Origin of the sequence: Pedococcus sp., assembly GCF_036000045.1 — a bacterium.
Taxonomy (GTDB): Bacteria; Actinomycetota; Actinomycetes; order Actinomycetales; family Dermatophilaceae; genus Pedococcus.
Genome location: NZ_DASYGF010000021.1, coordinates 1 through 25,490 on the forward strand (window position 1 = coordinate 1; position 25,490 = coordinate 25,490).

The following is a 25,490-nucleotide window of genomic DNA, read 5'->3' on the forward strand; positions in this document are numbered from 1 at the left end:
GTCGACCACGGCACCTACCCCTTCGTCACCTCGTCGAACGCGACCGCAGGCGGCGCGTGTACCGGGTCCGGCATCCCGCCGACCAGGGTCTCGGTCGTCATCGCCATCCTCAAGGCGTACACCACCCGAGTCGGGGAGGGACCGTTCCCCACCGAGCTGTTCGACGAGCACGGCGAGTTCCTGCGCAAGACCGGGGCCGAGTACGGCACCACCACGGGGCGACCGCGCCGATGTGGCTGGGTCGACACGGTGGTGGGCCGTTATGCCACGCGGATCAACGGCGTCACCGACTTCGTGGTCACCAAGCTCGACGTCCTCACCGGGCTCGACACCCTCCCGATCTGCGTCGCCTATGACGTCGACGGCGTCCGCCACGACGAGATGCCGGTCAACCAGACCGACTTCCACCACGCAACGCCGATCTACGAGGAGCTCCCCGGCTGGTCCGAGGACATCTCGAAGTGCCGCACGTTCGAGGAGCTGCCGGCGAACGCCCAGGCCTATGTCCTGCGGCTCGAGGAGCTCATCGGCGCGAGGGTGTCGGCCATCGGCGTGGGACCCGGGCGCGACGAGATCATCACCCGCCACTCCCTGCTCGGCGACTGACCCGGCGCGACACCCGCAACGACACCCCTGCGCGGCGTCAGGCCGGGCGCAGCACCGTCATCCGGTGCGCCGCTCGCGTCAGCGCGACATAGAGGACGCGCACGCCCCCTGGCGACTCCGCTGTGATCTCGTCGGGGTCGACGATGACGGTGGCGTCGTACTCCAGACCCTTGGTCGACATCGGGTCGATCACCACGATCCGGTCGTCGCGCTCGCTCAGGGTCGACAGGGCTGCGCTGTGCCGAGCCGGCGTGACGACCGCGATCGAGCCCTCGACCTCGCCGAGCAGAGTCTCGACGGCATCGGTGGCCACGCTCACCCAGGCGCCGTCGCTCACCGTCAGGTCGACCGGCTCGACGCCCGTCTCACGGACGGCCTGCGGGATGTCGGCGTCCGGCACCTGCGCGCGGACGACCTCGGCCGCGTAGTCGAAGATCTCTCGCGCGTTGCGATAGTTGGTGTCCATGTGGAACCGCCGCCGCTGCTGGGAGCCGAACGCCTCCTCGCGCGCACGCCCGGCCTCGGCGCCGTCGGGCCACGACGCCTGGGCGGCATCACCGACGACCGTCCAGGACGAGTAGCGCCCACGGCGACCCAGCATGCGCCACTGCATCGGCGAGAGGTCCTGTGCCTCGTCGACGAGGACGTGGGCGTACTCACCCGGCGCCTCGACGCTGCCCTGGAGCAGCCGTTCGCGCTGGCTGTGAGGGGCGCGTGGCGATCCGGCCGCCCTGGAGGTGGACGTCGCGCGCCGGCCGCTGTGCACCTCGGTCACGCCGTACTGCGACAGGTCGTCGAGCTCCTCGATCTCGTAGAAGCCACGCTCCTCGGCGGGGGCGTCCTGCACCGGACCGAGCCGGGCGGCCAGGTCGTCGACCAGGGCCGCGTCGGCGACCGACCAGCGGCCGGTCTCCAGCGCCGTACGGATGGACTGCGACACCAGGTCGGACTCCGCAGGGGAGAGCACGCCGTGCCCGTAGTGCCGGGCTCGCTCGGCATCGGCCAGCCACAGCAGCGCCTCGCGCGGGTCGACCTGGGGCCACCACCGGTCGAGGAACGCCTCGACCTCGAGGTGGTCGTGGAAGTGGTCCATGAACTCCGCGCGGTCGCCCTCGCGGACGCTGGCCCAGGCGGCCTCGGCGAGCGCCTGCTCGACCGCCTTGGTGGCCAGGTTGCGCTGGTGGTTGCGCAGCACCTGGGCGCGGATGCGGTCGAGCGCCGGCCGGTCGACCCGGACCGCCTTGCCCCCCACGAACGCGCGGAACTGCTCAGGCGCCTCTGGAGGTGCATCGGCCGCAGCCCGCGCCAGAACGCGACGGATGCGCAGCGAACCCTTGACCGCCGCCACGTCCGGGGGGTCGAGGCGGCTGGCCGAGACGCCGTCGATGACGTCGCCCAGCGAGCGCAGGGTCACCGACTCCTCGCCCAGGGAGGGCAGCACGCGTTCGATGTATGCCGTGTAGGCGGCCGAGGGGCCGACCACGAGGATGCCGCCGGACTCGAAGCGTCGCCGGTCGGAGTAGAGGAGGTAGGCCGCGCGGTGGAGCGCGACGACCGTCTTGCCGGTGCCGGGGCCCCCGGTGATCTCGGTGACGCCGCGCGCGGACGCGCGGATGGCCTCGTCCTGGTGACGCTGGATGGTGGCCACAATGTCGCGCATCTGGGCGCCGCGGCTGCGGGTCAGCGCGGCCAGCAGGGCACCGTCGCCCACGACGACGAGGTCGTCCGGCGCCTCAGCGACCATGAGGTCGTCCTCGACCCCGACGACATCGGCGCCCTTGCAGCGCAGCACCCGCCGGCGCAGCACGCCCATCGGCTCGACCGGCGTGGCCCGGTAGAACGCGGCTGCCGCGGGGGCTCGCCAGTCCACGACCAGCGGCTCATAGTCGTCGTCGCGAACGCCCAGCCGCCCGATGTAGCGAACCTCGCGCCCGGCGGCGCCTCGCCTGCTGTCCGTGGCCGGGCTGAGCCCGTCGGCCCCCGGGACCAGCGCATGGTCGAGGTCGAGGCGGCCGAAGACGAGCCCTTCGTACTGGGTGTCGAGCGTCGAACGACGGCGGGCCGCGTTGAACACCAAGGCATCTCGCTCGAAGAGCCCGGTGAGCTCCTCGTCGCGCACGTCGCCGGTGCGGTCGGTGCGTCCCCGGGCGAGCCCGTCGGCCTCGACCAGCCCCGCACGGGCCTGGGCCTTGGTGAGCTCGGCATAGACCAAGTCGACATGGGCCTGCTCGATGGCGATCTCGCGGGCGACCTCTGCGCTGGTCGCCTTAGCGGTCGGGTGGTCCTGACCGGTCACTGTGGTCTTTCTGTTCGTCCCTGCGGAGAACGCACGAGTCTAGCCACCCGCGACGGTGCGTTTCAGGCACATCCCGAACCTCGGAAGGGCGAGCGCGCCACGTATGTCGCGGAGCCGCGGCATACGGGCAGGTCCTGATCGCAGGACGCGAGTCAGACCAGCCCCCGCCGCGCGGCCTGCACCCCGGCCTGGAAGCGGGTCGTGGCTCCCACCTGGTCCATCAGCTCTCGGACGCGGCGCTCGACCGTGCGCTGTGAGACGCCCGTCTGTCGCGCGATCGTGGCGTCCGTGGCACCGGCGGCGAGCAGACCCCAGATGGTCTGGTCCCGCCGACGTGCGGCGGAGGGCTGGGACGGTTCCAACGGCGACGCGAGGTTCCACAGGTGGTCGTAGAGGGCGCGCAGCGCCACTACCAGCGACCGGGCCCTGACCAGCGCCGACCCGAAGCCGCCAGGGTCGAACGCACTGACGTCGACGACCGCGGCGGTGTCGTCGACGATGACCGCCGAGAATGGCACCGAGGTGGTGAACCGGGTGGCCTCGCCGCCCCGTTCGCGGGCCTGGAGCACCTCCAGCGCCCCCTCGAGCTCGAGCACCTGCGTGTCATAGACCGTGCTCAACGGCAGGATCGCGCCCCCTGCTCCTCGCGTGGGCTCCTCGTGAGCGTGCATCGGGCTGGCGAAGAGGGCCTGGGTCCTCGGCGACAGCGAGCGGAAGCAGCGGACGCCCTCCTTGGCGGTGGCGATGATCTCCGCCGTCACCGGCCCGATCTCGTCGAGGGAGCCCAGGATGCGGATCGCCGATGGGTCGGGCACGGCGGCCGTGTTCCTGGCCTGGAAGAAGACCTGGGCCAGCTCGTGGGCCGCCGACCGGGTCTGGCGCGCCATCCGCTCGTAGTCCGAGGCCAGGACGGGCAGCGAGATGTCGGGTGGCACGACCTCGATCGAGCCCCCGGGACCCAGCCTCACGAGGCCCTGGGCGGCCAGCGTCGCCAGGGCCCGGTCGACCGCCTCGGCGTGCATGCCCTGGGCGATGAGCAGCGAGCGCGAAGGGTCGGGATGCTGCAGGACGGCGAGATACGCGCGCGTGCGCAGCGACTCGGTCTCGCGGTCGTTCCCCGGGCCGGGGACCTGCAGCTCTCGTTCCGCCATGCCAGCTCCTTCCGGTGCTGGCGAGCCTAGCGACAAACGACGCTTTGGCGAGGTCCCGTCAATGACGTATTTCCGCCACCCAGGTACTTTACGAAGGCCCGAGTGATGGTCCACTCTTGGAGTAGTCGACCTAGTCGACCCGCGTGCTCGGTTGCAGGTTCCCCCGCCAGGCGACCGCACGTCGGCCGCGCGGCGTCCCCGGGAGATGTCCCCCCTGCCTCCCCGGGACGCCGCGCACTCATGTCCGGTGGGTTCACTACCCTGGCCGCGTGAAGATTCTCGTCGTCGGTTCCGGTGCCAGGGAGCATGCGCTCGTCAACGCACTCTCCGCCGACCCGGGGGTGGACGCGGTGATCGTGGCTCCCGGCAACCCCGGCATGGAGGCCGTCGCGCTCTGCGAGCCGCTGCCCGCCGGGGGGCTCGACTCCGAGGCCGCCAGGCAGGCCGTCGTGGCGCTCGCGACCCGCCATGGTGTCGACCTGGTCGTCGTCGGGCCCGAGGTGCCGCTGGTGGCGGGCCTCGCCGACAACCTGCGGGCGTCCGGCGTCCCTGTCTTCGGACCGTCCGCGGAGGCGGCGCGACTCGAGGGCAGCAAGGCCTTCGCCAAGGAGGTCATGGCCGCCGCCGACGTGCCGACCGCCATGGCCCATGTGTGCAGCACCCTCGACGAGGTCGCCGCCGCTCTCGATGGGCTGGGGGCGCCACACGTCGTCAAGGACGACGGTCTGGCGGCCGGCAAGGGCGTCGTCGTGACCACCGACCGCGACGAGGCGCTGGAGCACGCTCGAGCCTGCCTCACGAAGGAGGGTGGCCGGGTCGTGGTCGAGGAGTTCCTCGACGGTCCCGAGATCTCGCTGTTCTGCGTCTGTGACGGCACCACGGTGGTGCCACTGGCGCCGGCCCAGGACTTCAAGCGCGTCGGCGACGGCGACACCGGCCCCAACACCGGCGGTATGGGCGCCTACTCGCCGCTGGACTGGGCCCCCGTCGCGTTGGTCGACGAGCTGGTGACGCGCGTGGCCCAGCCGACGGTGGACGAGATGTGGCGCCGTGGCACGCCGTTCGTGGGGCTGCTGTTCATCGGTGTCGCCGTGACCTCCCGCGGGCCGCGGGTCATCGAGTTCAACGCGCGGTTCGGAGATCCCGAGACGCAGGTCGTCCTGGCCCGCCTCGAGACCCCGCTGGGCGGCCTCCTCGCCGCTGCGGCGACCGGTGGTCTCGGGGACGTGCCTGCGCTGCGGTGGTCGAGCCGCCATGCGGTCACCGTGGTGGTCGCCGCCGCCGACTACCCCGGCACGCCCCGCACCGGCGACCCGATCACGGGGCTCGAGGACGTCGCTGACGTGCCGACGGCATACGTGCTGCACGCGGGCACCGCGCGCGACGACGAGGGGAGGCTCGTCTCCGGGGGCGGCCGCGTGCTCTCCGTCGTGGCGCTCGGCGACAGCCTGAGCGAGGCCCGCGAACGGGTCTATGACGCGGTCGAGCGGATCTCCCTGGAGGGGTCCCACTTCCGCACTGACATCGCCTTGGCCGCCCAGCAGAACGAGCTGCACGTCGGCTGACCCGCTGCGTTGCGCAGGTGGCGCCGGCTGGAAGGATGACGCCATGACGTCGACCACGCCACCGGAGCTGCCCGGTTACGCCCACGTCTACTCCGGCAAGGTGCGCGACCTCTACGCGCCGCTGGACGACCACGGTGCGCCGCGCGACGACCTGCTGCTGCTCGTCGCAAGCGACCGGATGTCGGCCTACGACTTCGTGCTCGACAGCCCCATCCCCGACAAGGGTGCGGTGCTGACGCAGCTGTCGCTGTGGTGGTTCGAGCAGCTGGCCGACCTGGTGCCCAACCACGTCGTGTCGACAGAGGTGCCGGCTGAGGTGGCGGGGCGTGGGGTCCTGGTCCGCAGGCTCGACATGCTGCCCGTGGAGTGCGTGGCGCGCGCATACCTCACCGGGGGCGGTCTGGGTGAGTACCGCGCAGACGGTCACGTCAGCGGCGTGCGGCTGCCAGACGGCCTGGTGGACGGGTCGCGACTGCCCGAGCCGGTGTTCACCCCCTCGACCAAGGCGCCGATGGGCGAGCACGACCAACCCATGCCGTATGCCGACGTGGAGCATGCGGTGGGCGTCGACCTGGCGGCGCGGGTGCGCGATCTGACCACGGCGATCCTGGTGCGGGGCAACGAGATCGCCGCCGATCGCGGCATTCTCATCGCCGACACCAAGGTCGAGTTCGGCCGCTCGGGTGACGACCTGGTCCTCGCGGACGAGGTACTCACGCCCGACTCGTCGCGCTTCTGGCCGGCAGAGCTGTGGGAGCCCGGTCACCCGCAGCCGTCCTACGACAAGCAGTACGTGCGGGACTGGCTGACCTCGACCGCCAGCGGCTGGGACCGTTCCTCGGGAGAGGCGCCCCCGCCGCTGCCCGCCGACGTGGTTGAGCAGACCCGCGCGAAGTACGTCGAGGCCTACGAGCGGCTCACCGGGCGCACCTTCGCTCCCTAGGCGCCGAGCACCGGTCCAGCGAGCGGCGTCAGCAGCGCCAGCGGGATCGTGCGGTGCCCCTTGGTGCTGTAGTCCGCGAAGAACGGCGCGCGAGCCACCACGACGTCGCGCCAGACCTCGTCTCGCTCGGTGCCGAGCAGCTCGCGCACACCGACCCGGAACCGTCGACGGCCCAGCTGCACCTCGGCCGCGGGAGCCTTGCGCAGGTTCTTGAACCACTGCGGATCCTGGGGCATCCCCCCGGCAGAGCCGGCGACGACGTAACCGCCGGCGTGCTCGAAGCAGCTCACCGCGGCTGTGTGGGGCCGGCCGGTCCTGCGGCCCGGAACCGTCAGCAGGATGACTTGAAGCCCCTTGACACGGCCGCCGATCCGGCCCCCCGAAGCTTGGTACAAGGACACCATCAGGCCGGAACCGGCCTTCATCGCCGTCTTCATCAGGGGGTTCATCGAGGCCTCCTTGGCTGGACGTGCCAGGGGGGACGTTCCTCCCCGCGCCGGTGGGTGTCAACGGGCCGGACCGCCCGGCATACCTACCGGAGGGCGCCGATAGACTTCGAGCACCGCCCGTTCCCGCACTCGCCAGGAGCCACCCGCATGGGCCACGTCGTCGTTGACGTCATGTTGAAGCCAGAGATTCTCGACCCCCAGGGGCAAGCCGTGAACGGCGCACTGCCGAGACTCGGTTTCGAGCAGTTCACCGACGTGAGGCAGGGCAAGCGTTTCGTCCTGACCGTGGACGGCGAGGTGACCGACGAGGTCCTGGCCGCTGCCCAGGAGGCCGCCGAGAAGCTGCTCTCGAACCCGGTGATCGAGGATGTCGTCTCGGTGCGCTCAGAGGACCACGCACAGTGAGGATCGGGGTCGTCACGTTCCCCGGCTCCCTCGATGACCGGGACGCCGCACGGGCCGTGCGCGCCGTCGGCGCCGAGGCAGTCAGCCTCTGGCACGGCGACGCCGACCTCAAGGGCGTCGACGCGGTGATCCTGCCCGGCGGCTTCTCCTACGGCGACTACCTGCGCTGCGGTGCCATCGCCCGCTTCGCACCGGTCATGGACGCGCTGGTCCCGGCGGCCCGGGGCGGTCTGCCCGTCCTCGGCATCTGCAACGGCTTCCAGGTCCTCTGCGAGAGCCATCTGCTGCCGGGTGCGCTGATCCGCAACGACCACCGCAAGTTCAACTGCGTCGACCAGCGCCTCGTGGTCGAGAACGCTGACACCGCCTGGACCTCCGACTTCGAGACCGGCCAGGAGATCACCATCGTCCTCAAGAACGGTGAGGGTGGCTTCGTCGCCGACGAGCGGACCCTCGACGAGCTCGAGGGCGAGGGTCGAGTGGTCTTCCGGTATGCCGGTGGCAACCCCAACGGCTCCTACCGCGCCATCGCGGGCATCACCAACGAGAGCGGCACCGTCGTCGGCCTCATGCCTCACCCCGAGCACGCCGTCGAGCAGGGCTACGGCCCCTCCACCGACGGGCTCCCGTTCTTCACATCCGTCCTCTCCCAGGTGGTGAACGCGTGACGACGAGCATCCAGCGGCCCACGGTCGACACGGTCGAGCACGCCGCCCAGACTCCCGACGTCGAGCAGCCGTGGGTCGAGCTGGGGCTCAAAGCCGACGAGTACGACCGCATCCGCGAGATCCTCGACCGCCGCCCGACCAGCGCCGAGCTCGCGATGTACTCGGTGATGTGGTCCGAGCACTGCTCCTACAAGTCGAGCAAGGTGCACTTCTCGCTGTGGGGCGAGAACACCACAGACGAGATGCGCGAGAAGCTCCTTGTCGGCATCGGCGAGAACGCCGGGGTCGTCGACATCGGCGACGGCTGGGCGGTCACCTTCAAGGTCGAGTCGCACAACCACCCGTCCTACGTCGAGCCCTACCAGGGTGCGGCCACAGGCGTCGGCGGCATCATCCGCGACATCATGTCGATGGGTGCTCGGCCGATCGCCGTCATGGACCCGCTGCGGTTCGGCAACCTCAACCACCCCGACACCCAGCGCGTGCTGCCTGGCGTTGTCGCCGGCGTGGGCGGATACGGCAACTGCATCGGTCTGCCCAACATCGGCGGCGAGGTCGTGTTCGACGACTGCTACCAGGGCAACCCGCTCGTCAACGCCCTCTGCGTCGGCGCCATGCGCATCGAGGACATCCACCTCGCCAAGGCCTCGGGCGTCGGCAACAAGGTGGTCCTCTTCGGCGCCAAGACCGGTGGCGACGGCATCGGTGGCGTGTCCGTCCTGGCCTCGGAGACCTTCGACGAGGGTGGCCCGACGAAGCGCCCGGCGGTGCAGGTGGGCGACCCGTTCGCCGAGAAGGTGCTCATCGAGTGCTGCCTCGACCTCTATGCCGCGCACGTCGTCGATGGCATCCAGGACCTCGGGGGTGCGGGCCTGTCCTGCGCGACCAGCGAGCTGGCCTCGAACGGCGACGGAGGCATGCTGGTGGAGCTCGACCGTGTGCCCCTGCGCGACGCCTCGCTGCGGCCTGAGGAGATCCTCATGTCAGAGTCGCAGGAACGCATGATGGCCGTCGTCGAGCCGGGCAGGCTCGAGGAGTTCATGGCGATCACCGACCGCTGGGACGTCGAGGCCACGGTCCTCGGCGAGGTCACCGACGGCGACCACCTGGTCATCACCTGGCACGGCGAGATCATCGTCGACGTACCGCCGCGCTCGGTCGCCCACGAGGGCCCCACGTACCACCGTCCTCTTGAGCGGCCGGCATACCTCGACGCGTTGCAGGCCGACACCCCCAACACCCTGGCGCGGCCCCGGGACGGCGATGGGGCCAAGGCCGACCTGCTCACCCTGCTCGCCTCCCCGAACCTGTGCGACAAGTCGTGGGTCACCGACCAGTACGACCGCTACGTCATGGGCAACACCGCGCTCGCCATGCCCGATGACGCTGGGGTGGTCCGGGTCGACGAGGAGACCGGCCGCGGGGTCGCCATCTCCACCGACTGCAACAGCCGCTTCGCCAAGCTCGACCCCTACACCGGAGCCCAGCTCGCGCTGGCCGAGTCGTACCGCAACGTCGCGACCGCCGGGGCTACGCCGCTGGCGGTCACCGACTGCCTCAACTTCGGCTCCCCGGAGGACCCGGGCGTGATGTGGCAGTTCCGCGAGGCGGTGCGCGGCATCGCCGAGGGCTGCAAGACCCTCGGCATCCCGGTGACGGGCGGCAACGTGTCGTTCTACAACCAGACCGGTGACGTCGCGATCCACCCGACCCCCGTCATCGGGGTGCTCGGTGTCATGGACGATGTCGCCCGCCGCACCCCCTCGGGCTGGAAGACGCCCGGTCAGGTCATCTACCTCCTCGGCGTGACCCGCGATGAGCTGGCCGGTGGCGAGTGGGCCAACGTCGTTCACGGTCACCTCGGCGGGCTGCCGCCGAGGGTCGACCTTGCCGCCGAGCAGCTGCTGGGCGACATCCTCGTCAACGCGAGCCGCGACGGGCTGGTCGACGCCGCTCACGACCTGTCCGACGGCGGGCTGGCGATCGCGCTGGCCGAGGCGACGATGCGTTACGGCGTCGGTGCGCGGATCTGGCTGGACGCGGTGTGCGAGCGCGACGGGATCGACCCGTTCACGGCGCTGTTCAGCGAGTCGACCGCCCGAGCCGTGGTGACCGTGCCGCGCAGCGAGGAGGTCCGCTTCACCGACATGTGCACCGCGCGGGGGCAGGTGCATGCGCGCATCGGCGTCGTCGACGACGAGACCGACGGCCTCGACGTGCAGGGCCAGTTCGCTGTCTCGCTCGCCGACCTTCGAGAGGCGCACACCCGCACCCTGCCGGCGGTCTTCGGCTGACCGGGTGGCCCTCACCGCAGGGGCGACGACCAGCTCGGGACTCGGGCACTGCAGGTCGCGCCTCGCAACGCTGTCGTGCGTCGCCGCGGCATCGATGACTCGCCCCTGGGCGGCGCCAGCGTCTGGATGCTCCTGCCCGCATGAAGCCCGAACGGCCCGGTCGCGCTACCCCCTGCGCGGCCGGGCCGTTCGTCCCCTGTGTTTCCCCAGGAATGACAGTAAGCCGGTGGCGCGCACTCGTACATGGGTAGAAATACTCATTTCACGATGGCCCACGTGAGTCAGCGGGCGACTAGTCCGTCATGCGACGATTTGCGTATGCCGCCGCGCCGCCGTGTCCCCCTCGCCGCCGGCGCCGACGCTGTGCGTCAGTGGCACGAGTCCCGGGCGGCCACTGCGCGCCCGGTCGTCGCCCTCGCCGTGCGGTACTCGCTCGAGCAGCTCGCTGCCGTGGCGCCCGGGCGCAGCGTCGAGGTGCGGGTGCCGCCGTTCGGCGCCGTCCAGTGCATCGAGGGCACCACGCACACCCGCGGCACGCCCCCGAATGTCATCGAGACGGACGCGCAGACCTGGCTCGAGGTAGCGACGGGACAGCGCGACTGGCAGGCCGCGTGGGACTCGGGCTCTCTGCGGGTGAGCGGCCACCGGGCCGACCTCACGGCGTACCTGCCGCTGGTCTGAGGCCCTCACTCACCCTGCTTTGTGCGACTGACGTACGCCGGCTCGGCGTGTCGTGGTCGCCGAGCGGGCGTGAGCCGCACAACGAGCGGCATCACTCCCCGGGATAACGGACCCCGACCTGGGTGCGCACCTGATCCAGGGCGCCCATGATGGCCACCGTCTCGTCCAGCGCCATCAGGGGCGACTCGAGCTCGCCGGCGCCGACACGGCGCGCTACCTCGGCTGCCTGGAAGTGCAGGCCGTATGCGGTGTCCCCGGCCACGAACCGGTCGAGCTCTCTGCCGTCAGGAGCGACCAGCCGGACCAGGGCGCGCGGGCCGTAGAAGTCGCCGTCGATCTCGAGCCGGGCACCCGTGCCGCAGATCGAGGCTGTCGTGGGGGTCTTGGCCAGCATGGTCGTGCCCAGCATCCCCAACGCGCCTGAGGCGGAGGTCACCGTGATGGCGTCCTGAGCGTCGACGCCCCGGTCGGTGAGCTGCCCTGTGGCGGTCACCGAGGTGAAACCACCGAGCACGAGGTGGGCGAACGACATCGGATAGATGCCGAGGTCGAGCAGGGCACCGCCGGCCAGCGCAGGGTCGGCCAGCCGCTGCGGACCGTCCGGATACAGCTGCTGGCCGTGGTCGGCTGTCACCGTACACACCTGGCCGAGGAGACCCTGCTCCAGACACTGGCGCACCACGTCGACGTGAGGCAGGAAACGCGTCCACATGGCCTCCATGGCGAAGACACGGGCGCGTCGGGCGCCTGCCACCACCTCGGCCGCCTCCGCTGTGTTACGGGTGAAGGCCTTCTCGACCAGGACGCCCTTGCCGGCCTCGATCGCGAGCAGCGCCAGCGCATGGTGCTCGGAGTGGGGTGCGGCGACGTAGACGACGTCCACGTCCGGGTCGGCGACCAGGGCGGCATACGAGCCGTATGCCGCAGTGGCGCCGAACTCGCGCGCGAACGCCTCCGCCCGCGGAAGGCTCCGCGAGGCGACGGCCTGGAGGCGCTGGCCGGTCCGGGCCCGCAGGGCGGTCGCGAAGGAGCGCGCGATGCCGCCGGGGGCGAGGATCCCCCACCGCAGCGTCGGGGCGGCCATCGGGTCAGGGGTGCACGGGGCCGGCAGCGTCAGGGGCACGGGTCGATCCTCTCGGTAGGTGCTCACCGCGCCCGGGGCGGGGGTGCCGCGGGTCAGCGCAGCCGCCACTGGCCGGCGGGCACCGGTGGCGGGGGCGAGGGTCGGGCGTCGTGGTCGGTGAAGGGGACGGCGGAGCCCAGGGCTCTGGTCAGCTCCGTCCCGTTCAGGACACGGCTCGGAAATGGTGCTTTCGCGACCTGCCGGGTGATGGTCGCCAAGGGCAGCGGCTGGCGTGAGCCGACCAGCACCAGGTTCCCGAACCGGCGCCGCTTCCAGATGTCGACCTCGGCGACGGCCAGGGTGTGCGGCAGGTGCGCGGCCAGGCCGGCATGGACCCGGGCCACGTGACGGCGGTCCGGCTCGTCGGCGGCGTTCATCAGGACCAGTCCCTCGGGCTGCAGCACGCGGGCGACCTCCCCGAACCACTCCAGCGAAGTCAGGTCAGCCGGCACCTGGCTGTCGGCATAGGCGTCGACGACCACGACGTCGGCGCTGCGGTCCTTGAGTGCGGTGACACCCGAGCGCCCGGGCTGCGGTCGCACCCTGATCCGGTGCCCTCGGGGAAGAGGCAGGTCGCGCCGGACCCGATCGGTCAGCGCCGCGTCGGGCTCGAAGACGACCTGGGGCGAGCCGGGGCGGGTGTGCTGGACGTAGCGCGGCAGCGTCATGGCAGCCCCGCCGACGTGGGTGACGGCCAGGCGCCCGGCCGGCAGGGCGTCCAGGACCGCCGCGAGGTGCTGGACATAGCCGAAGACGAGCAGCTCAGGGTCGTCTGGATGGACGTACGACTGCGGGAAGCCGTCGACGCTCACCGTGGTGCCACCATGAGCGTCGGTCTCGACCTCGAACACAGCAGGAGGTCTCAGGGACGCAGGAGCGACTTGATGGCGCGGCGCTCGTCCATGGCGGCATACGCCTCGGCGACCTCGGACAGGGGGAGCTCGAGGTCGAAGACGAGGCCGGGGTTGATGCTCCCGGCGAGCACGTCGTCGCGCAGCTGCGGCAGGTACTGCCGGGCGGGTGCGATACCGCCGGCGATCCCGACGTTGCGGGCGAACATGTCGCGCACGGGGTACTCGATGCCGTGCGGGACCCCCACGTAGCCCACGGTCGCGCCAGGCCGGGCGGCGGCGATCGCGGTCTGCATGGACTCGTTGGTGCCCACGCACTCGAGCACTGCGTCGGCGCCGACGCCGTCGGTCAGCTCGAGCACCGCGGCGACGGCTTCGTCTCCGCGCGCCTCGACGATGTCGGTGGCGCCGAACTCGCGGGCAATCCGCTGACGGGGCGTATGCCGCGACATCGCGACGACCCGCTCGGCACCCATGCGCTGGGCGGCGAGCACCCCGCTGAGGCCGACGGCCCCGTCGCCCACGACCACGACAGTGTCACCCTCCTGCACGCCCGCCGCGACTGCCGCATGCCATCCGGTACCCATCACGTCGGAGAGCGTCAGCAGGCTGGGGACCATCGCGTCGTCGGGAACCTCGCGCGTCGCCACGAGGGTGCCGTCGGCCAGCGGCACGCGGACGTACTCGCCCTGCCCCCCGTCGACCATGGCGCCGTCGCGGTCGTGCCCACCCCAGAAGCCGCCATGGTCGCAGCGCGACTGGATGCCGACCTGGCAGTGCGGGCAGGTGTTGTCGGAGTACATGAAGGGGGCGACGACGAAGTCACCGGCGCGCACGCTGCGGACCCCGGCACCCACCTCCTCGACGATGCCGACGAACTCGTGACCGATGCGCGTCGGCTTGGTGACCTCGTTGATGCCGCGGTACGGCCACAGGTCGCTGCCGCACACGCAGGCGGCGGTGACACGCACGATGGCGTCGGTGGGCTGGACGATCCGCGGGTCCGGGACGTCCTCGAGCCGAATGTCGCGGGGGGCGTTGAGCATCGTGGCCTTCATGGCTGCCAGCCTGCCACGGGCGGCGGCACGACGTCTGACCGGACCTCGCCTCAGGCCCGTGGGCGGAAGGCTCCTTGGCGGCGGCAACCGACCCTCGTCGGTGAAGGGCCTGGTCGACGCGGATGCAGCGCGCCCACCATTGTCAGTCCCGGAGGTGGCCGGTTAGATGGCGTGATGAGGGCGAACCGTTCGGTTCCCGGGGCCACGGTCATCCCCGTGCTGACCTATCCCGACGTTCGCCAGGCCGTGAGGTGGCTGTGCGGGTCGTTCGGGTTCGTCGAGCGGGTACGGATCGGCGAAGACCACCGGGCGCAGCTGTCAGTGGGCAACGGGGCAGTGATCGTCGCCGACACGGGCGGAGACCGTCGACCTCCCGAGGGGGATGGGGTGACGCATTCCGTCATGGTGCGCGTCGATGACGTTCAGTCCCTGCACGAGCAGGCGATGGGACAGGGCGCAACGATCGTGATGGAGCCGACTGACTTTGCTTTCGGAGAGCGGCAGCTCGGTGTTCTGGACCCGTGGGGGCATCGGTGGACGTTCTCTCAGACGATTGCCGACGTCGCCCCTGAGGAGTGGGGTGGCCAGACCGTCACGCCCGAGTAGGCGGACGCCCGTCATCTGGGCCGGCGGGTGGCATGCGACGTCGGCAGGTGCCCATCCGCTTGGGCTGCGGACTGGAGGGCATCACGGCATACGCTCGCGCTCATGCGTTTCGGAATCACCATCCTGCCCGAGCACCCGTGGCGCGAGGCGGCGCCGAGGTGGCGTCGCGCCGAGGAGCTCGGCTTCGACCACGCCTGGACCTACGACCATCTGGTGTGGGCGGGACTGCCTGACTCACCGTGGTTCGGCGCGCTGCCCACCCTGGCGGCCGCCGCCACCGTCACGCGAAGGATCCAGCTGGGCACCTTCGTCAGCTCGCCGAACTACCGACACCCCTACCTGTTCTTCCGCGAGCTGATGACCGTCGACGACATCTCGGGCGGGCGGCTGCTGTGCGGCCTCGGCACTGGTGGCGACGTGGACGCGAGGATGCTCGGGGTCGACCTGCCGCTCAGGGAGCGCGTCGACCGGTTCCACGAGTTCGTCGAGGTGCTCGACCGGCTCTTCCGTGAGGACCACGTCGACCATGCCGGCGCCCACTACGAGATGCGCGACGCCCGCACGCTGCCCGGCTACGTCCAACGTCCCCGGCCGCCGTTCGTCATCGCGGCCAACGGGCCGCGCGCTCTCCGTCTCGCGGCGGCATACGGCCAAGGGTGGGTCACCTATGGGCGAGGTGGCGACACCCTCGAGGACTGGTGGGCGGGCATCGCGGAGCTGACGAGGGCGCTCGACGAGGCCGAGGCGGCCGCCACTCGCGCCGAGCCGTTGCGGCGCTACCTGTCGCTCGACGGCTCACCGCGCTTCTCCCTGGAGAACGCCGCGTTGTTCGAGGAGATGGTCGGGCGTGCGGCTGACCTGGGCTTCACCGACGTGGTGACCCACTGGCCTCGCGACGAGGGCCCGTATGCCGGCAGCGAGAGCGTGCTGGACGACGTCGCCTCCCGCCTCGGCGACTGGCGCTGAGACGGGAGGCGGGTCTTCCCTCACGGAAGGTTCGTCACCGATCGGCTGGAACGGCCGGGTCAGGTGAACATGAACAGCGCGATCGGCTGGGTCGTCGGCTTGGGGGAGCCCCCGGCCGGTTCGACGGTGATGCCGGCACCGATGGCCTTGCGGGCATCGCCCTTGAGCAGGACCGTCACCGGTTGCTTGGCGTCGCGCGGCATGAGCCCGGCCGACACCATCCCCTGGCCGGGGATGTCGAGCCACAGCTGGTAGTCCTTGCCGGTCGGGGCGTCGGGCATCTTGTCGGCGATGAGCACCGCCTGGCCGAGCGAGGCGCTGCGCACGATCGTGGCGTGCGCGCCGCCGATGGTCTTCTGAAGGCGCTGGGCATCGTCCGCGCGCAGGACCTGCTCGGTGGCAGTGAGCTGAGATCCGGCGGTGTGGCTCCACGGGCTCCAGGCCAGGCCCCCGATGCCCACCAGGACGGCAGCGGCCGCAGCCAGCAGCCACGGCACGCGCCGGCGGCGACGCAGGGGCACGACGACTGAGGCGTCCGTGTCTGCAGGCTCGACCGCCGCCGTCATCGCGTCGGGCGCAGGGTTGGCGGCCACCGGTGGGTCCAGGGGAGGCAGCGGCCGGATGGTCGTGATGCCGGCGAGGACGGCGCTGCGCAGGGAGGCGGGTGGCTGGGTCTCGGTGGTCGTCGCGAGCTGCGTGGCAGCCTCGCGGAGGCTGGCCACCTCGGCCTGGCACTCGGGGCACTGGGCCAGGTGCTCCTCGAACGCCGCCCGCTCGTCGCTGTCGATGGCATCGACGGCGTAGGCACCGGACAGTCCGTGGATGTCGGCGCTCATGGGTTCACCCCCAGGGTGTCTCTCAGTCGGATCAAGCCGTCGCGGATGCGGGTCTTGGCGGTGCCCAGGGGCACTCCCAGCAGGCCGGCGACCTCGGTGTGGGTGTAGCCGCCGAGATAGGCGAGCTCGACGGCGCCGCGCTGGGTCTCGGTCAGGGAGTCGAGTGCGTGACGCACCCGCTGGGCGTCGAGGCGTCGTTCAACGGTCTCGGCCGTCACGTCGAACTCGCGGTCCTGGTTACGGCTGCTGTAAGCGTCGTCGCGGTCGCTGGCCGACTGAGCCGAGCGGACCCGGTCGACGGCCTTGCGGTGAGCGATGGTGAGCATCCAGGCCAAGGGGCTGCCGAGGGCGGGGTCGAACCGAGCGCTCGTGCGCCAGATGTCGAGGAAGACCTCCTGGGCCACCTCCTCCGACTGTGCGGGGTCGCGGAGCACGCGGAGCACCAGGCCGTAGACGCGCGCCGAGACCGCGTCGTAGAGGTCGGCGAACGCGCGCTCGTCCCCGCGGGCGCTGGCCCGCAGCAGCTCGGCGAGGTCGGCCTGCCCGTTGCCCGCGCCAGCGGTCCCCCAGGAGGGCGCGGACGGCGCTGAACCTGGGGGATTCGCTGGCATGGGAACTATCATCGCTGATTCTCCGGAACGATCCGTCGGCAGTCTTTACTTCGGCAGCAGGACGCTGTCGATGATGTAGACCGTGGCGTTCGCCGTCTGCACGTTGCCGCACACGACGTTCGCCTGGCCCACCTTGAACGCCTCGCCCGAGCCGGTCACGGTGATCGTCGTGCCGGCGAGCGTCTTGTGGTCACCGGCCAGCTGGGCCGGCGTCAGCCGCCCGGCGACGACGTGGTTGGTGAGCACCTTGGTCAGCAGGCCCTTCGGGTCCTTCATCGCCGCGTTCAGCGTCGCTTTGGGCAGCGCCGCGAAGGCGGAGTTGGTCGGGGCGAAGACGGTGATGTCCTTGGCGCTGTTGAGGGTGCTGACCAGGCCGGCCGCCTTGACGGCGCCCACGAGCTGGCTCAGCACGGGGTTGTTGCTCGCGGCCGAGGCCACCGGGTCGGTGGCCATCCCGGAGAACGAGCCCTTGCCGTCCTTCGGCACGGCCGCGCAGCCGGCGCCGAACGGGGTGTCGGACATCGCGGCGGTCGTCGTGCTCGTGCTGGGCATGCTGCTGGCCGAGGTGGAGGATGTCGATGACGACGAGCCGGTGCTGGCCGAGCCGGAACCGCCACAGGCGGCCAGGCCGAGCGGCAGGGCGAGAGTGAGGGCAGCAATCGTGCTGCTTCGTGCGAGTCGCATGGTGTCGCTCCTTGGGTGGGACGTGCTGACACCAGTAGTTCGACGCAGCCCTCCGACCGGATTGCCCCGACCGGCACGGCCCACGGCCCTCCGGGGCCGTCAGGGGGTCAGGAGACGATGACCACGACGGAGTGGTATCCGGTGGCGCCGCTGGGGTACGGGTCGGCGACCGCATCGGTCTGGGTCGCCCCGGTGCCGTCGGTGGCGCGCACGGTGAGCGTGTGCCGGCCCGGAGCGGCGTCCCACAGCAGGTACCACTGGCGCCAGTAGTCGGTGCCGCCATCGGGGCCGAGCGTGGCCGGCTGCCACGGCCCCTGGTCGACGCGCACCTCGACGGCCTTGATGCCACGGCCCTGAGCCCAGGCGACCCCGCCGACCGCGATCCTGCCGTGGGCATAGGTGCGCAGACCCAAGGGCGTGTCGATGCGCGACTGGGTCTTCACGTTCGACTTCTCCGCCCAGCCGCGCTCGGTCCAGTACGCCTGCCGCGCGGCATACGTCGTCGCGGTGAGCCGCGTGACCCACTTCGTGGCGCCGACGTAGCCGTAGAGACCTGGCGTCACCATCCGGGCGGGGAAGCCGTGCTCGGCCGGCAGTGGCTTGCCGTCCATGGCGACGGCGATGATCGCGTCACGGTCGTCGGTCAGGGCCTCGATGGGCGTCGAGATGGTCATGCCGTCCACCGACTCGCTGAGGATCTGCTCGGTGCCGGGCTTCACCTTCGCCAGGGCCAGCAGGTCGCGCGTGCGCACACCCAGCCACCGCGCGGAGCTGATGTAGGGACCGCCCACCGGGTTGCTCACGCAGTTGAGGGTGATGTCGTGCTCCACCATCGGCATCGCGAGCAGCTGCTTGAAGCTGAGTGTCACCGGCTGCCCGACGTCACCGTCGATGTGCAGCTGCCAGGACGAGACGTCCACACGCGGGATCACCAGGGCGGTGTCCACGCGGTAGAAGTCGCCCACCGGCGTACGGAACGGGCTGACGCCCTTGACCTTGCTCTCGATGCCGCTCGGCAAGAGGGGCGCCGGGGTGACGGGCTTCGGGAGCGTGAAGCTCACGGGCAGAGTGGGCGGGGCCGCCAGGCTCTGGCCGATGGCCCCGGCCGCAGCGGCGCCCGCCGTCACCCCGGCAGCGCCGAGGAGGAAGGTGCGGCGGCCCGGCGTCCCGGAGGCACCCAGCGCGTATGCCGTGTGGTCCAGGGGAGACTCGCTCGCCTCGTGCGCTCGGCGCCGGGACTCGGGCTCGTCGAGGGGGACGAGCCGGCCTCGGAGCCATGTGAGGGTGACGGCGCCGGTCACTGCCGCGACGAGCGACGGGAGGAGCTGCTGCGGGGTAGAGGCGGGCCGAGACATGGCCGCCAGCCCGGCCAGGCCGGCGAGGGCGACCAGAAGGACGAGCCCCACCGTTGGCCGCCGCCGGGCGACGAGCCCGATGCCTGCTGCAGCGAGGGCGGTCACCACGGCCACGCTCGCGAGCAGCACCGCCTTGTCGTTGGTGCCGAAGTGCGCGATAGCCCACTCCTTCACCGGGGTGGGGGTGGAGTCGATGACCGTCGAGCCGACCGCCAGCACGGGCGACGCCGCCGGGCCCACCAGGGCAGCCACAAGGTGCCCCAGGCCCATGCCCGCGGCAGCGGCCAGCAGCCCGCTGAGGGCAAACGGCCAGGACCGGGTCCACCTGGGTGCGCTCATACTGACCATTCGTACCCTGTCCACGGGCGGATGGGTCCACCCTCGGGGATTACAAGGTGGTGACGCCGGTAGCGTGGACCCGTGCCCGAGCCTCACCGCTATCCCAACTTCCCGGCCTTCATCTCCACGGGGGCCATCCTCGGCTTCATCATCGGGTCCGTGGTCGGCTACACCGGTGGCACGCAGGACAGCTTCGGCCGCACCTACACCTCCGGCACGACCGTGCTGTTCCTCGGCGTTCTGGGTGCCTGCGTGTTCGGGCTGCTCGCCGCCGTCGTTGCGGTGCTGCTGGACCGGCGGCGCTGAGGGCTGTGGGAGACTAGGCCCGTGGCACGTGGCGACGGACGGCTCTCTCACGACCTCCTTCCCGGCGAGAAGGGCCCGCAGGACGCCTGCGGGGTCTTCGGCGTGTGGGCCCCTGGCGAGGATGTCGCCAAGCTGGCCTACTACGGCCTCTACGCCTTGCAGCACCGCGGCCAGGAGTCGGCGGGCATCGCGACGTCCGACGGCCGCAGCATCCTCGTCTACAAAGACATGGGCCTGGTGTCGCAGGTGTTCGACGAGCGGTCGCTGGCGGGGCTGCGCGGCCACCTGGCTGTGGGTCACACGCGCTACTCCACGACGGGCGCCTCGACCTGGGAGAACGCCCAGCCGACCCTCGGTGGCCACGCCGAGTCCACGGTGGCCCTGGCCCACAACGGCAACCTCATCAACTCGGTCGAGCTGCGTGAGCTCGTGGCCGAGCGCCGGGCCGACGGCTTCGGCAGCGCCGGCGGGGAGCTCGGACGCGGCAACACCACCGACACGGCGCTCGTGACCGCGCTGCTGGCCGACGATCCCGACCGCTCGCTCGAGGCGGCGGCCCTCGACCTGCTGCCCCGCTTGCGCGGTGCGTTCTGCTTCGTGTTCATGGACGAGCACACCCTCTATGCCGCCCGCGACCCGCAGGGGATCCGCCCATTGGTGCTCGGTCGCCTCGAGCGCGGCTGGGTGGTCGCGTCGGAGACCGCGGCGCTCGACATCGTCGGCGCCAGCATGATCCGCGAGATCGAGCCGGGTGAGCTCATCGCCATCGACGAGGACGGCCTGCGCTCGCAGCGCTTCGCGGACGCCAAGCCCAAGGGCTGCGTCTTCGAGTACGTGTACCTCGCCCGACCCGACACGACCATCAACGGCCGTGGGGTGCACGAGTCGCGCGTCGAGATGGGTCGTGCGCTGGCCCGGGAGCATCCGGTCGAGGCCGACATGGTGATGCCGACCCCGGAGTCCGGCACCCCCGCCGCCATCGGCTACGCCCAGGAGTCCGGCATCCCCTATGGGCAGGGGCTGGTCAAGAACTCCTACGTCGGGCGCACCTTCATCGCGCCCTCGCAGACGATCCGGCAGCTCGGCATACGGCTCAAGCTGAACCCCCTGCGCGAGGTGATCAAGGGCAAGCGCCTGGTCGTGGTCGACGACTCCATCGTCCGCGGCAACACCCAGCGTGCGCTGGTCCGGATGTTGCGCGAGGCCGGCGCGGCCGAGGTGCACGTGCGCATCTCCTCGCCGCCCGTGCGCTGGCCCTGTTTCTACGGCATCGACTTCGCGACGCGGGCCGAGCTCATCGCGACGGGTATCGGGGTTGAGCAGGTCTGCACCTCGATCGGCGCGGACTCGCTCGGCTACATCTCCGAGGAGGGGATGATCGCGGCGACCGAACAGCCCGCCTCGGCGCTGTGCACCGCCTGCTTCACCGGGTCCTACCCGGTCGGAGTCCCCGACACGACGCCCTTGAGCCAGAACCTCTTCGAGACTCTGCCGCTGGACGTCGACGGTGTCTCACTCGGCGTCAGCGGCGGCGCCGCGGACGCGCTCAGCCGACCCTGAGCCGGGTCCTCGCTGCCTTGTGCGACTTACGCACCTTCACCTCGGCGTGTCCCAGCGCCGGAGCAAGCGTAAGTCGGACCAAGCGCGCAGTCAGGGCTCAATCGGACGGCCAGGGCGGTTCTGTCACGGTGCGCAGGGGGGCCAAGGCGGGGAGCCGCCCTCGAGTCTGACCAGGAGGAACGGGTACCTGATGAAGTCGGCACCGGCGATGAAGTCCAACCCGCGATGGGTCAGGGTGGCGGCGGCCACCTCCTGGCCGTCGACCCGGATGCTGCCCTGAGCCCAGGTCAGCGCCGCCCGCTCGTCCCAGAGGAACCTCAGGTCTTCGTGCACGTTGATGCCAGCGACCTCCGCCGCGCCCTCTTGGCATAAGCACTTGGATACCGCCCCGACCCGAAACAGGTGGGAGACCACAGCCCGGTCCGCGGTGTCGCGGACCGGCCCGTGCGCGTCGGTCATCAACCCTAGAGTTTCGCCGCGGAACTGGCCCCACCACAGCTGCATCGCGGGCCGCAGCCCCCCTCGGGAATCCCGTCTTCATCATCGACGGTGAACACGTCACTCATGCGGCGCCCCGCTAGCTCGGATCCCGACAGCGACAGCCGGTCCAGCGATGGCTGCGAATTATGGACGAACCTTCATTGGTGCCCCCTGCAAGTAGTGCGCCCCCGCACCGCTTCAGTCTGGTGGACGTTCCGCCCTGTCCGCCGACTTGTCAAGCGGGGGCGCGGGCGGCTTCACCGGCGCACCGCGCTTCGGCTCGTTCCACAGCTCGACCGTCTGTGTGACCCAGAACATCCCGAACTGCGTGATCAGCGCGCCCTCCAGCCAGAACACCCAGTGGGGCAGCGCGTGGGTCACTGGTCCGAGCACCACGACGAGTGCGATCGAGGCCAGCATGAGCACGAAGCCGAAGAAGTACCGGTTCCACAGGTGCTCGCGTGGGGCGGTCTGCGTCTGCGCGGCTTGCTTGTCCGCCAGACCCCAGCCGTTGAGGCCGACCACGACCAGGATCCCGGCGAACAGCATCACCGCGGCCGTGTCGTGCCCATGGCAGATGAACGAGTCGCGCCATACGAGAAAGTAGAGGGCGAGCGCGACGAACGCGAGCACCGAGAAGACGAGGGACGTCCGGCCACCCTTCGTGACCAGCACGTTCCGGTCGGGCTGTGCGCGCTCCAGCAGCACCGTGAACACGAAAGCCGCCAAGGCCAGGATGAGCAGCGCCGAGACGTTGTTCGTGATCGCCGCCACCGTGTCGCCGGGCAGGTCACTGACGACGCACATGTTCTCCGGCCGGGTCGGCACGAACGCCACGACGAAGGCCAGGAAGCCCGAGGCGTTGAGGAAGCCGTCCTCGGCATCGGTGTTGCCGCGGTACACGATCATCAGCACCCCCACGGCGCAGAGGGCGGCGACGAAGACCGGCTTCACCGGCGTGTAGTAGTACGCGCTGATCGACGGCTGGATCGAGAAGTGCTGAGCACGGGCCTCGATGAGGACGGACGTACCGAGCAGGGCGACGAGGAAGATGATCCCAGCTCGCACGTAGCGGTAGGTGCGCAACAGGTCGTACTGGTACTCGCTGCCCATGCCAGGCCCCTTTGGCGTGCGAACGGCCCCTGCTGCGTGCAGTATCCCGCGGGCCAGGCGGCCCGTCCGGCGATTCCCGGGACGGCTAGGCTGGCGCGCGTGAGCGAACCGATCACCTATGCCTCCGCAGGCGTCGACGTCGAGGCGGGTGACCGGGCCGTCGAGCTGATGAAGGCATCGGTGCGTGGCGCCAGTCGTCCCGAGGTGCTGGGCGGTCTGGGCGGGTTCGCCGGCCTGTTCGACGCCTCGGCCCTGGTCGGCATGACGCGCCCAGTGCTGGCCACCTCGACCGACGGAGTGGGCACCAAGGTGGCCATCGCCCAGGCGTTGGACCAGCACGACACCATCGGGTTCGACCTCGTGGGCATGGTGGTCGACGACATCGTGGTCTGCGGCGCCGAGCCGCTGTTCATGACCGACTACATCGCCACCGGCAAGGTCGTGCCCGAGCGCATAGCCGCGATCGTCTCCGGCATCGCAGCAGCATGCCAGGCGGCACGGGTCGCCCTCGTGGGCGGCGAGACGGCCGAGCACCCCGGGCTGCTGGCTCCCGACGAGTACGACGTGGCCGGAGCGGCCACCGGCGTGGTCGAGTATGCCGACGTGCTGGGTCCCGAGCGGGTGGTCCCCGGTGACGTGGTGCTGGCGCTGGCCTCGAGTGGGTTGCACTCCAACGGCTACTCGCTGGTGCGCCGGGTGGTCGCCGCCGCAGGCTGGGCCCTGGACCGCGAGGTCCCCGAGTTCGGGCGGAGCCTCGGCCAGGAGCTGCTCACGCCGACCCGCGTCTATTCCGCCGACCTCCTCGACCTCATCCGCACCGACGGGGTCGACGTGCACGCCCTGTCGCACGTCACCGGTGGGGGTCTGGCCGCCAACCTCGCCCGCGTCCTGCCGCCGTCGGTCTTCGCCCGCCTCGACCGCGCGACGTGGACGCCCCCGCCGGTCTTCTCCACCATCGCCGCGCTGGGCAGCGTCCCGCGCCCCGACCTGGAGCGCACCCTCAACATGGGAGTCGGCTTTGTGGCCATGCTGCCGGCCGACCAGGTGGACGCGGCCACGCGTCACCTGGCGGCACGAGGCATACCGAGCTGGCCTGTCGGTGAGATCACCCCCATCGACGATGCCCCCATCCTGCCCGGCCACGAGGTGGTTCGCGGCGCGAAGGGCGTCGAGGGCGGCGCCGTCCAGCTCGTCGGCGACCACCCCGCCGGCTGAACCTCGCGCGCCCGCACGCCTGTTCGCGGCGCAGCGCCGGGTCTAGCGTGGGGCTGTGTGGGAGGTCGAGCGCGAGGATCTCTCGGTGCGGCAGTACCGGTTCCTGCTGCGCACCGCCCCTCTCGATGCGCTGGAGGAGGCCCACGTCGAGGTGTTGGCGCACCTGACGCCGGCACGGCGGGCGACCGTGCTGCGCGCGGTGCAGGAGGGGCTGGTCACCGGGCTCCGGTCCAACCCGGACGACGTGCGGCGGGTCGCTCATCTGCTCGTCCTCGGCGAGCGCCGCAGTCCCGGGGCGTTTCTCAGCGCCTGCCCCGACTCGGTCCTGCTCACGCTGGCGCAGGAGGTCATCGTCGCCGAGGCGTCGTTCGGGCGCTTCGGCGGATATGCCTCGTGGGACGGGTCCGAACCCGGCCTGCGCCCGGACATCGACGACAGTCCGTTCGCGCAGCCCTGGCACATCGCGGTGGAGACACATGTCCTCTACAGCGGCCCGCTCGCGGGCCCGAGCAGCCCCGACAGCTTTGGCGGCGGCCAGTGACGGTCGGGCCCTCATACCCCTGACGGACGGCAGGCCTGTCTTCTGGCCGAAGTGGTCGCGCGCCCATCGGCCTAGCGTCGAGAGCATGAGCCTGCTGCGCCCGTCGCGCCGGAGCCGCGAACATGCCGTGGTCGAGCCGGTCGAGAGAGCCGACGTCCGTGAGTACCGCTACGTGCTCGCCACGGCCGACTTCGAGACCTTGGCCAGACTGCATCGCCACGCGCTGGAGATCCTGGACCCACTGGTTCGGGCGAACATCCTGCGGGCCGCCCAGCAGCGACTCCTCAGCGGCCTCGACCTCACCGTCGACGACCGCGTCCAGATCGCGCACCTGGTCACGGTCGGCGAGATCCGGACGCCGGGGATCATGCTCGCGGGACTGGGTGGGCCGGCCCTGATGCGACTGGCCCACGCCGTCGTCCGCGATGCCACCGACGAGGGACTGCTCGGCGGCTACGAGGACTGGGACGGCCAGGACGCGCACCAGCAGGAGTCGGCGATGCGGTTGACCCGCCACCTGTGGGGTGACGCACTCCTGTCCTGAAGCACTTCGCCCCGTAAGGCATCCCCGACTCCGCCGCCGTGGGCGATGGAGGAGTCACGGCGGCCCGGCGTTATGGCGGCATACAGGCATGCCGCCATGACGCCGGGGCGAACGTGCGACACGGGCCGTGGCCCGCGCATGAGGTGAGGGTCAGCGCCTCAGGTCATCTCTGACCCGAGGCCCATTTCCCGTATTCGTCGTACTCGTCCTCGCCCACGGAGTCGTCGGAGACTCGCTCCGGCTC

26 protein-coding genes are annotated in these 25,490 nt (G+C 71.0%); 14 read left to right on the forward strand and 12 right to left on the reverse strand.

What is annotated here, in order from left to right; all coding sequences use genetic code 11:
- Positions 1–606, forward strand: a 606-nt coding sequence (locus tag VGN50_RS04245; protein WP_327443415.1) for an adenylosuccinate synthetase, incomplete at its 5' end; no start/stop codon positions are given.
- A 37-nt stretch (positions 607–643) separates the two neighbouring features.
- Here the strand turns inward: VGN50_RS04245 and VGN50_RS04250 are convergent.
- Complete coding sequence (locus VGN50_RS04250) at positions 644–2,902, reverse strand: HelD family protein (protein ID WP_327443416.1); 2,259 nt, start codon at positions 2,900–2,902, stop codon at positions 644–646.
- Between the two features lie 152 nt (positions 2,903–3,054).
- Positions 3,055–4,053 carry a LuxR C-terminal-related transcriptional regulator gene (locus tag VGN50_RS04255; protein WP_327443417.1) on the reverse strand — a complete coding sequence of 333 codons (999 nt, stop codon included), beginning with the start codon at positions 4,051–4,053 and terminating at the stop codon, positions 3,055–3,057.
- 269 nt (positions 4,054–4,322) lie between these two features.
- Here VGN50_RS04255 and purD point away from each other — a divergent pair, with 269 nt between their 5' ends.
- On the forward strand, positions 4,323–5,618 hold the full coding sequence (gene purD / locus VGN50_RS04260) for a phosphoribosylamine--glycine ligase (RefSeq protein WP_327443418.1): 1,296 nt from the start codon (positions 4,323–4,325) through the stop codon (positions 5,616–5,618).
- Between the two features lie 43 nt (positions 5,619–5,661).
- A complete protein-coding gene (locus tag VGN50_RS04265) occupies positions 5,662–6,561 on the forward strand; it encodes a phosphoribosylaminoimidazolesuccinocarboxamide synthase (RefSeq protein ID WP_327443419.1) in 900 nt (299 codons plus the stop codon).
- On the opposite strand, the gene VGN50_RS04270 is transcribed toward VGN50_RS04265, so the two are convergent.
- Entirely contained in the window at positions 6,558–7,010 is a 453-nt protein-coding gene (locus tag VGN50_RS04270; RefSeq protein WP_327443420.1) for a nitroreductase/quinone reductase family protein, read from the reverse strand. The genes VGN50_RS04265 and VGN50_RS04270 overlap by 4 nt on opposite strands.
- A gap of 147 nt (positions 7,011–7,157) precedes the next feature.
- Here VGN50_RS04270 and purS point away from each other — a divergent pair, with 147 nt between their 5' ends.
- The 4 genes from purS to VGN50_RS04290 all read left to right on the forward strand — a co-directional run bounded on the left by purS (position 7,158) and on the right by VGN50_RS04290 (position 11,058).
- Entirely contained in the window at positions 7,158–7,415 is a 258-nt protein-coding gene (purS, locus tag VGN50_RS04275; protein WP_327443421.1) for a phosphoribosylformylglycinamidine synthase subunit PurS, read from the forward strand.
- Positions 7,412–8,083, forward strand: coding sequence for a phosphoribosylformylglycinamidine synthase subunit PurQ (gene purQ / locus VGN50_RS04280; RefSeq protein WP_327443422.1), 672 nt, complete (start codon positions 7,412–7,414; stop codon positions 8,081–8,083). Before purS ends, purQ begins: the two co-directional genes overlap by 4 nt.
- A complete protein-coding gene (purL, locus tag VGN50_RS04285; protein ID WP_327443423.1) occupies positions 8,080–10,377 on the forward strand; it encodes a phosphoribosylformylglycinamidine synthase subunit PurL in 2,298 nt (765 codons plus the stop codon). The genes purQ and purL overlap by 4 nt, the downstream gene beginning before the upstream one ends.
- A gap of 318 nt (positions 10,378–10,695) precedes the next feature.
- Positions 10,696–11,058, forward strand: a complete 363-nt coding sequence (locus tag VGN50_RS04290; RefSeq protein WP_327443424.1) for a sterol carrier family protein — start codon at positions 10,696–10,698, stop codon at positions 11,056–11,058.
- A gap of 91 nt (positions 11,059–11,149) precedes the next feature.
- Here the strand turns inward: VGN50_RS04290 and VGN50_RS04295 are convergent, their stop codons facing one another.
- The 3 genes from VGN50_RS04295 to VGN50_RS04305 are packed head-to-tail and all read right to left on the reverse strand — an operon-like array spanning position 11,150 to position 14,090.
- Entirely contained in the window at positions 11,150–12,181 is a 1,032-nt protein-coding gene (locus tag VGN50_RS04295; RefSeq protein WP_327443425.1) for a Gfo/Idh/MocA family oxidoreductase, read from the reverse strand.
- 53 nt (positions 12,182–12,234) lie between these two features.
- A complete protein-coding gene (locus VGN50_RS04300) occupies positions 12,235–13,032 on the reverse strand; it encodes a fused MFS/spermidine synthase (RefSeq protein ID WP_327443426.1) in 798 nt (265 codons plus the stop codon).
- Between the two features lie 11 nt (positions 13,033–13,043).
- A complete protein-coding gene (locus VGN50_RS04305; RefSeq protein WP_327443427.1) occupies positions 13,044–14,090 on the reverse strand; it encodes a zinc-dependent alcohol dehydrogenase family protein in 1,047 nt (348 codons plus the stop codon).
- A 174-nt stretch (positions 14,091–14,264) separates the two neighbouring features.
- Here VGN50_RS04305 and VGN50_RS04310 point away from each other — a divergent pair, with 174 nt between their 5' ends.
- A complete protein-coding gene (locus tag VGN50_RS04310) occupies positions 14,265–14,696 on the forward strand; it encodes a VOC family protein (RefSeq protein WP_327443428.1) in 432 nt (143 codons plus the stop codon).
- Between the two features lie 102 nt (positions 14,697–14,798).
- The gene (locus VGN50_RS04315; protein ID WP_327443430.1) at positions 14,799–15,662 is read left to right on the forward strand and encodes an LLM class flavin-dependent oxidoreductase; all 864 of its coding nucleotides are present in this window, start codon (positions 14,799–14,801) and stop codon (positions 15,660–15,662) included.
- A 59-nt stretch (positions 15,663–15,721) separates the two neighbouring features.
- Here the strand turns inward: VGN50_RS04315 and VGN50_RS04320 are convergent, their stop codons facing one another.
- The 4 genes from VGN50_RS04320 to VGN50_RS04335 form a co-directional block, all read right to left on the reverse strand.
- Complete coding sequence (locus VGN50_RS04320; protein ID WP_327443431.1) at positions 15,722–16,498, reverse strand: anti-sigma factor; 777 nt, start codon at positions 16,496–16,498, stop codon at positions 15,722–15,724.
- A complete protein-coding gene (locus VGN50_RS04325; RefSeq protein WP_327443432.1) occupies positions 16,495–17,109 on the reverse strand; it encodes a sigma-70 family RNA polymerase sigma factor in 615 nt (204 codons plus the stop codon). The genes VGN50_RS04320 and VGN50_RS04325 overlap by 4 nt, the downstream gene beginning before the upstream one ends.
- A 45-nt stretch (positions 17,110–17,154) precedes the next feature.
- The gene (locus VGN50_RS04330) at positions 17,155–17,793 is read right to left on the reverse strand and encodes a fasciclin domain-containing protein (protein ID WP_327443433.1); all 639 of its coding nucleotides are present in this window, start codon (positions 17,791–17,793) and stop codon (positions 17,155–17,157) included.
- Between the two features lie 107 nt (positions 17,794–17,900).
- On the reverse strand, positions 17,901–19,487 hold the full coding sequence (locus VGN50_RS04335) for a molybdopterin-dependent oxidoreductase (RefSeq protein WP_327443434.1): 1,587 nt from the start codon (positions 19,485–19,487) through the stop codon (positions 17,901–17,903).
- Positions 19,488–19,568: 81 nt separating this feature from the next.
- Here VGN50_RS04335 and VGN50_RS04340 point away from each other — a divergent pair, with 81 nt between their 5' ends.
- Complete coding sequence (locus VGN50_RS04340; RefSeq protein WP_327443435.1) at positions 19,569–19,793, forward strand: hypothetical protein; 225 nt, start codon at positions 19,569–19,571, stop codon at positions 19,791–19,793.
- Positions 19,794–19,814: 21 nt separating this feature from the next.
- The gene (gene purF, locus VGN50_RS04345; RefSeq protein WP_327443436.1) at positions 19,815–21,353 is read left to right on the forward strand and encodes an amidophosphoribosyltransferase; all 1,539 of its coding nucleotides are present in this window, start codon (positions 19,815–19,817) and stop codon (positions 21,351–21,353) included.
- Between the two features lie 123 nt (positions 21,354–21,476).
- Here the strand turns inward: purF and VGN50_RS04350 are convergent, their stop codons facing one another.
- Both VGN50_RS04350 and VGN50_RS04355 read right to left on the reverse strand, forming a co-directional pair.
- On the reverse strand, positions 21,477–21,812 hold the full coding sequence (locus VGN50_RS04350; RefSeq protein WP_327443437.1) for a hypothetical protein: 336 nt from the start codon (positions 21,810–21,812) through the stop codon (positions 21,477–21,479).
- A gap of 219 nt (positions 21,813–22,031) precedes the next feature.
- On the reverse strand, positions 22,032–22,946 hold the full coding sequence (locus VGN50_RS04355) for a hypothetical protein (RefSeq protein WP_327443438.1): 915 nt from the start codon (positions 22,944–22,946) through the stop codon (positions 22,032–22,034).
- A 99-nt stretch (positions 22,947–23,045) separates the two neighbouring features.
- On the opposite strand from VGN50_RS04355, the gene purM reads away from it, so the two are divergent.
- The 3 genes from purM to VGN50_RS04370 all read left to right on the forward strand — a co-directional run bounded on the left by purM (position 23,046) and on the right by VGN50_RS04370 (position 25,246).
- Positions 23,046–24,161, forward strand: a complete 1,116-nt coding sequence (gene purM / locus VGN50_RS04360) for a phosphoribosylformylglycinamidine cyclo-ligase (protein WP_327443439.1) — start codon at positions 23,046–23,048, stop codon at positions 24,159–24,161.
- Positions 24,162–24,216: 55 nt separating this feature from the next.
- Positions 24,217–24,702, forward strand: a complete 486-nt coding sequence (locus VGN50_RS04365; RefSeq protein WP_327443440.1) for a hypothetical protein — start codon at positions 24,217–24,219, stop codon at positions 24,700–24,702.
- Positions 24,703–24,787: 85 nt separating this feature from the next.
- Positions 24,788–25,246 carry a hypothetical protein gene (locus VGN50_RS04370; protein WP_327443441.1) on the forward strand — a complete coding sequence of 153 codons (459 nt, stop codon included), beginning with the start codon at positions 24,788–24,790 and terminating at the stop codon, positions 25,244–25,246.
- Positions 25,247–25,490 lie beyond the last annotated feature (244 nt).

Excerpts from the sequence above, each read along its gene's own strand:
- VGN50_RS04270 (WP_327443420.1), bottom strand. The coding sequence starts at position 7,010 with ATGAACCCCCTGATGAAGACGGCGATGAAGGCCGGTTCCGGCCTGATG.
- VGN50_RS04305 (WP_327443427.1), bottom strand. The coding sequence starts at position 14,090 with ATGAAGGCCACGATGCTCAACGCCCCCCGCGACATTCGGCTCGAGGAC.
- VGN50_RS04370 (WP_327443441.1), top strand. The coding sequence starts at position 24,788 with ATGAGCCTGCTGCGCCCGTCGCGCCGGAGCCGCGAACATGCCGTGGTC.
- VGN50_RS04355 (WP_327443438.1), bottom strand. The coding sequence starts at position 22,946 with ATGGGCAGCGAGTACCAGTACGACCTGTTGCGCACCTACCGCTACGTG.
- VGN50_RS04320 (WP_327443431.1), bottom strand. The coding sequence starts at position 16,498 with ATGAGCGCCGACATCCACGGACTGTCCGGTGCCTACGCCGTCGATGCC.
- VGN50_RS04310 (WP_327443428.1), top strand. The coding sequence starts at position 14,265 with ATGAGGGCGAACCGTTCGGTTCCCGGGGCCACGGTCATCCCCGTGCTG.
- VGN50_RS04265 (WP_327443419.1), top strand. The coding sequence starts at position 5,662 with ATGACGTCGACCACGCCACCGGAGCTGCCCGGTTACGCCCACGTCTAC.
- VGN50_RS04330 (WP_327443433.1), bottom strand. The coding sequence starts at position 17,793 with ATGCGACTCGCACGAAGCAGCACGATTGCTGCCCTCACTCTCGCCCTG.
- VGN50_RS04350 (WP_327443437.1), bottom strand. The coding sequence starts at position 21,812 with ATGACCGACGCGCACGGGCCGGTCCGCGACACCGCGGACCGGGCTGTG.
- VGN50_RS04255 (WP_327443417.1), bottom strand. The coding sequence starts at position 4,053 with ATGGCGGAACGAGAGCTGCAGGTCCCCGGCCCGGGGAACGACCGCGAG.
- VGN50_RS04325 (WP_327443432.1), bottom strand. The coding sequence starts at position 17,109 with ATGCCAGCGAATCCCCCAGGTTCAGCGCCGTCCGCGCCCTCCTGGGGG.
- VGN50_RS04290 (WP_327443424.1), top strand. The coding sequence starts at position 10,696 with ATGCCGCCGCGCCGCCGTGTCCCCCTCGCCGCCGGCGCCGACGCTGTG.
- VGN50_RS04335 (WP_327443434.1), bottom strand. The coding sequence starts at position 19,487 with ATGAGCGCACCCAGGTGGACCCGGTCCTGGCCGTTTGCCCTCAGCGGG.
- VGN50_RS04315 (WP_327443430.1), top strand. The coding sequence starts at position 14,799 with ATGCGTTTCGGAATCACCATCCTGCCCGAGCACCCGTGGCGCGAGGCG.
- purS (WP_327443421.1), top strand. The coding sequence starts at position 7,158 with ATGGGCCACGTCGTCGTTGACGTCATGTTGAAGCCAGAGATTCTCGAC.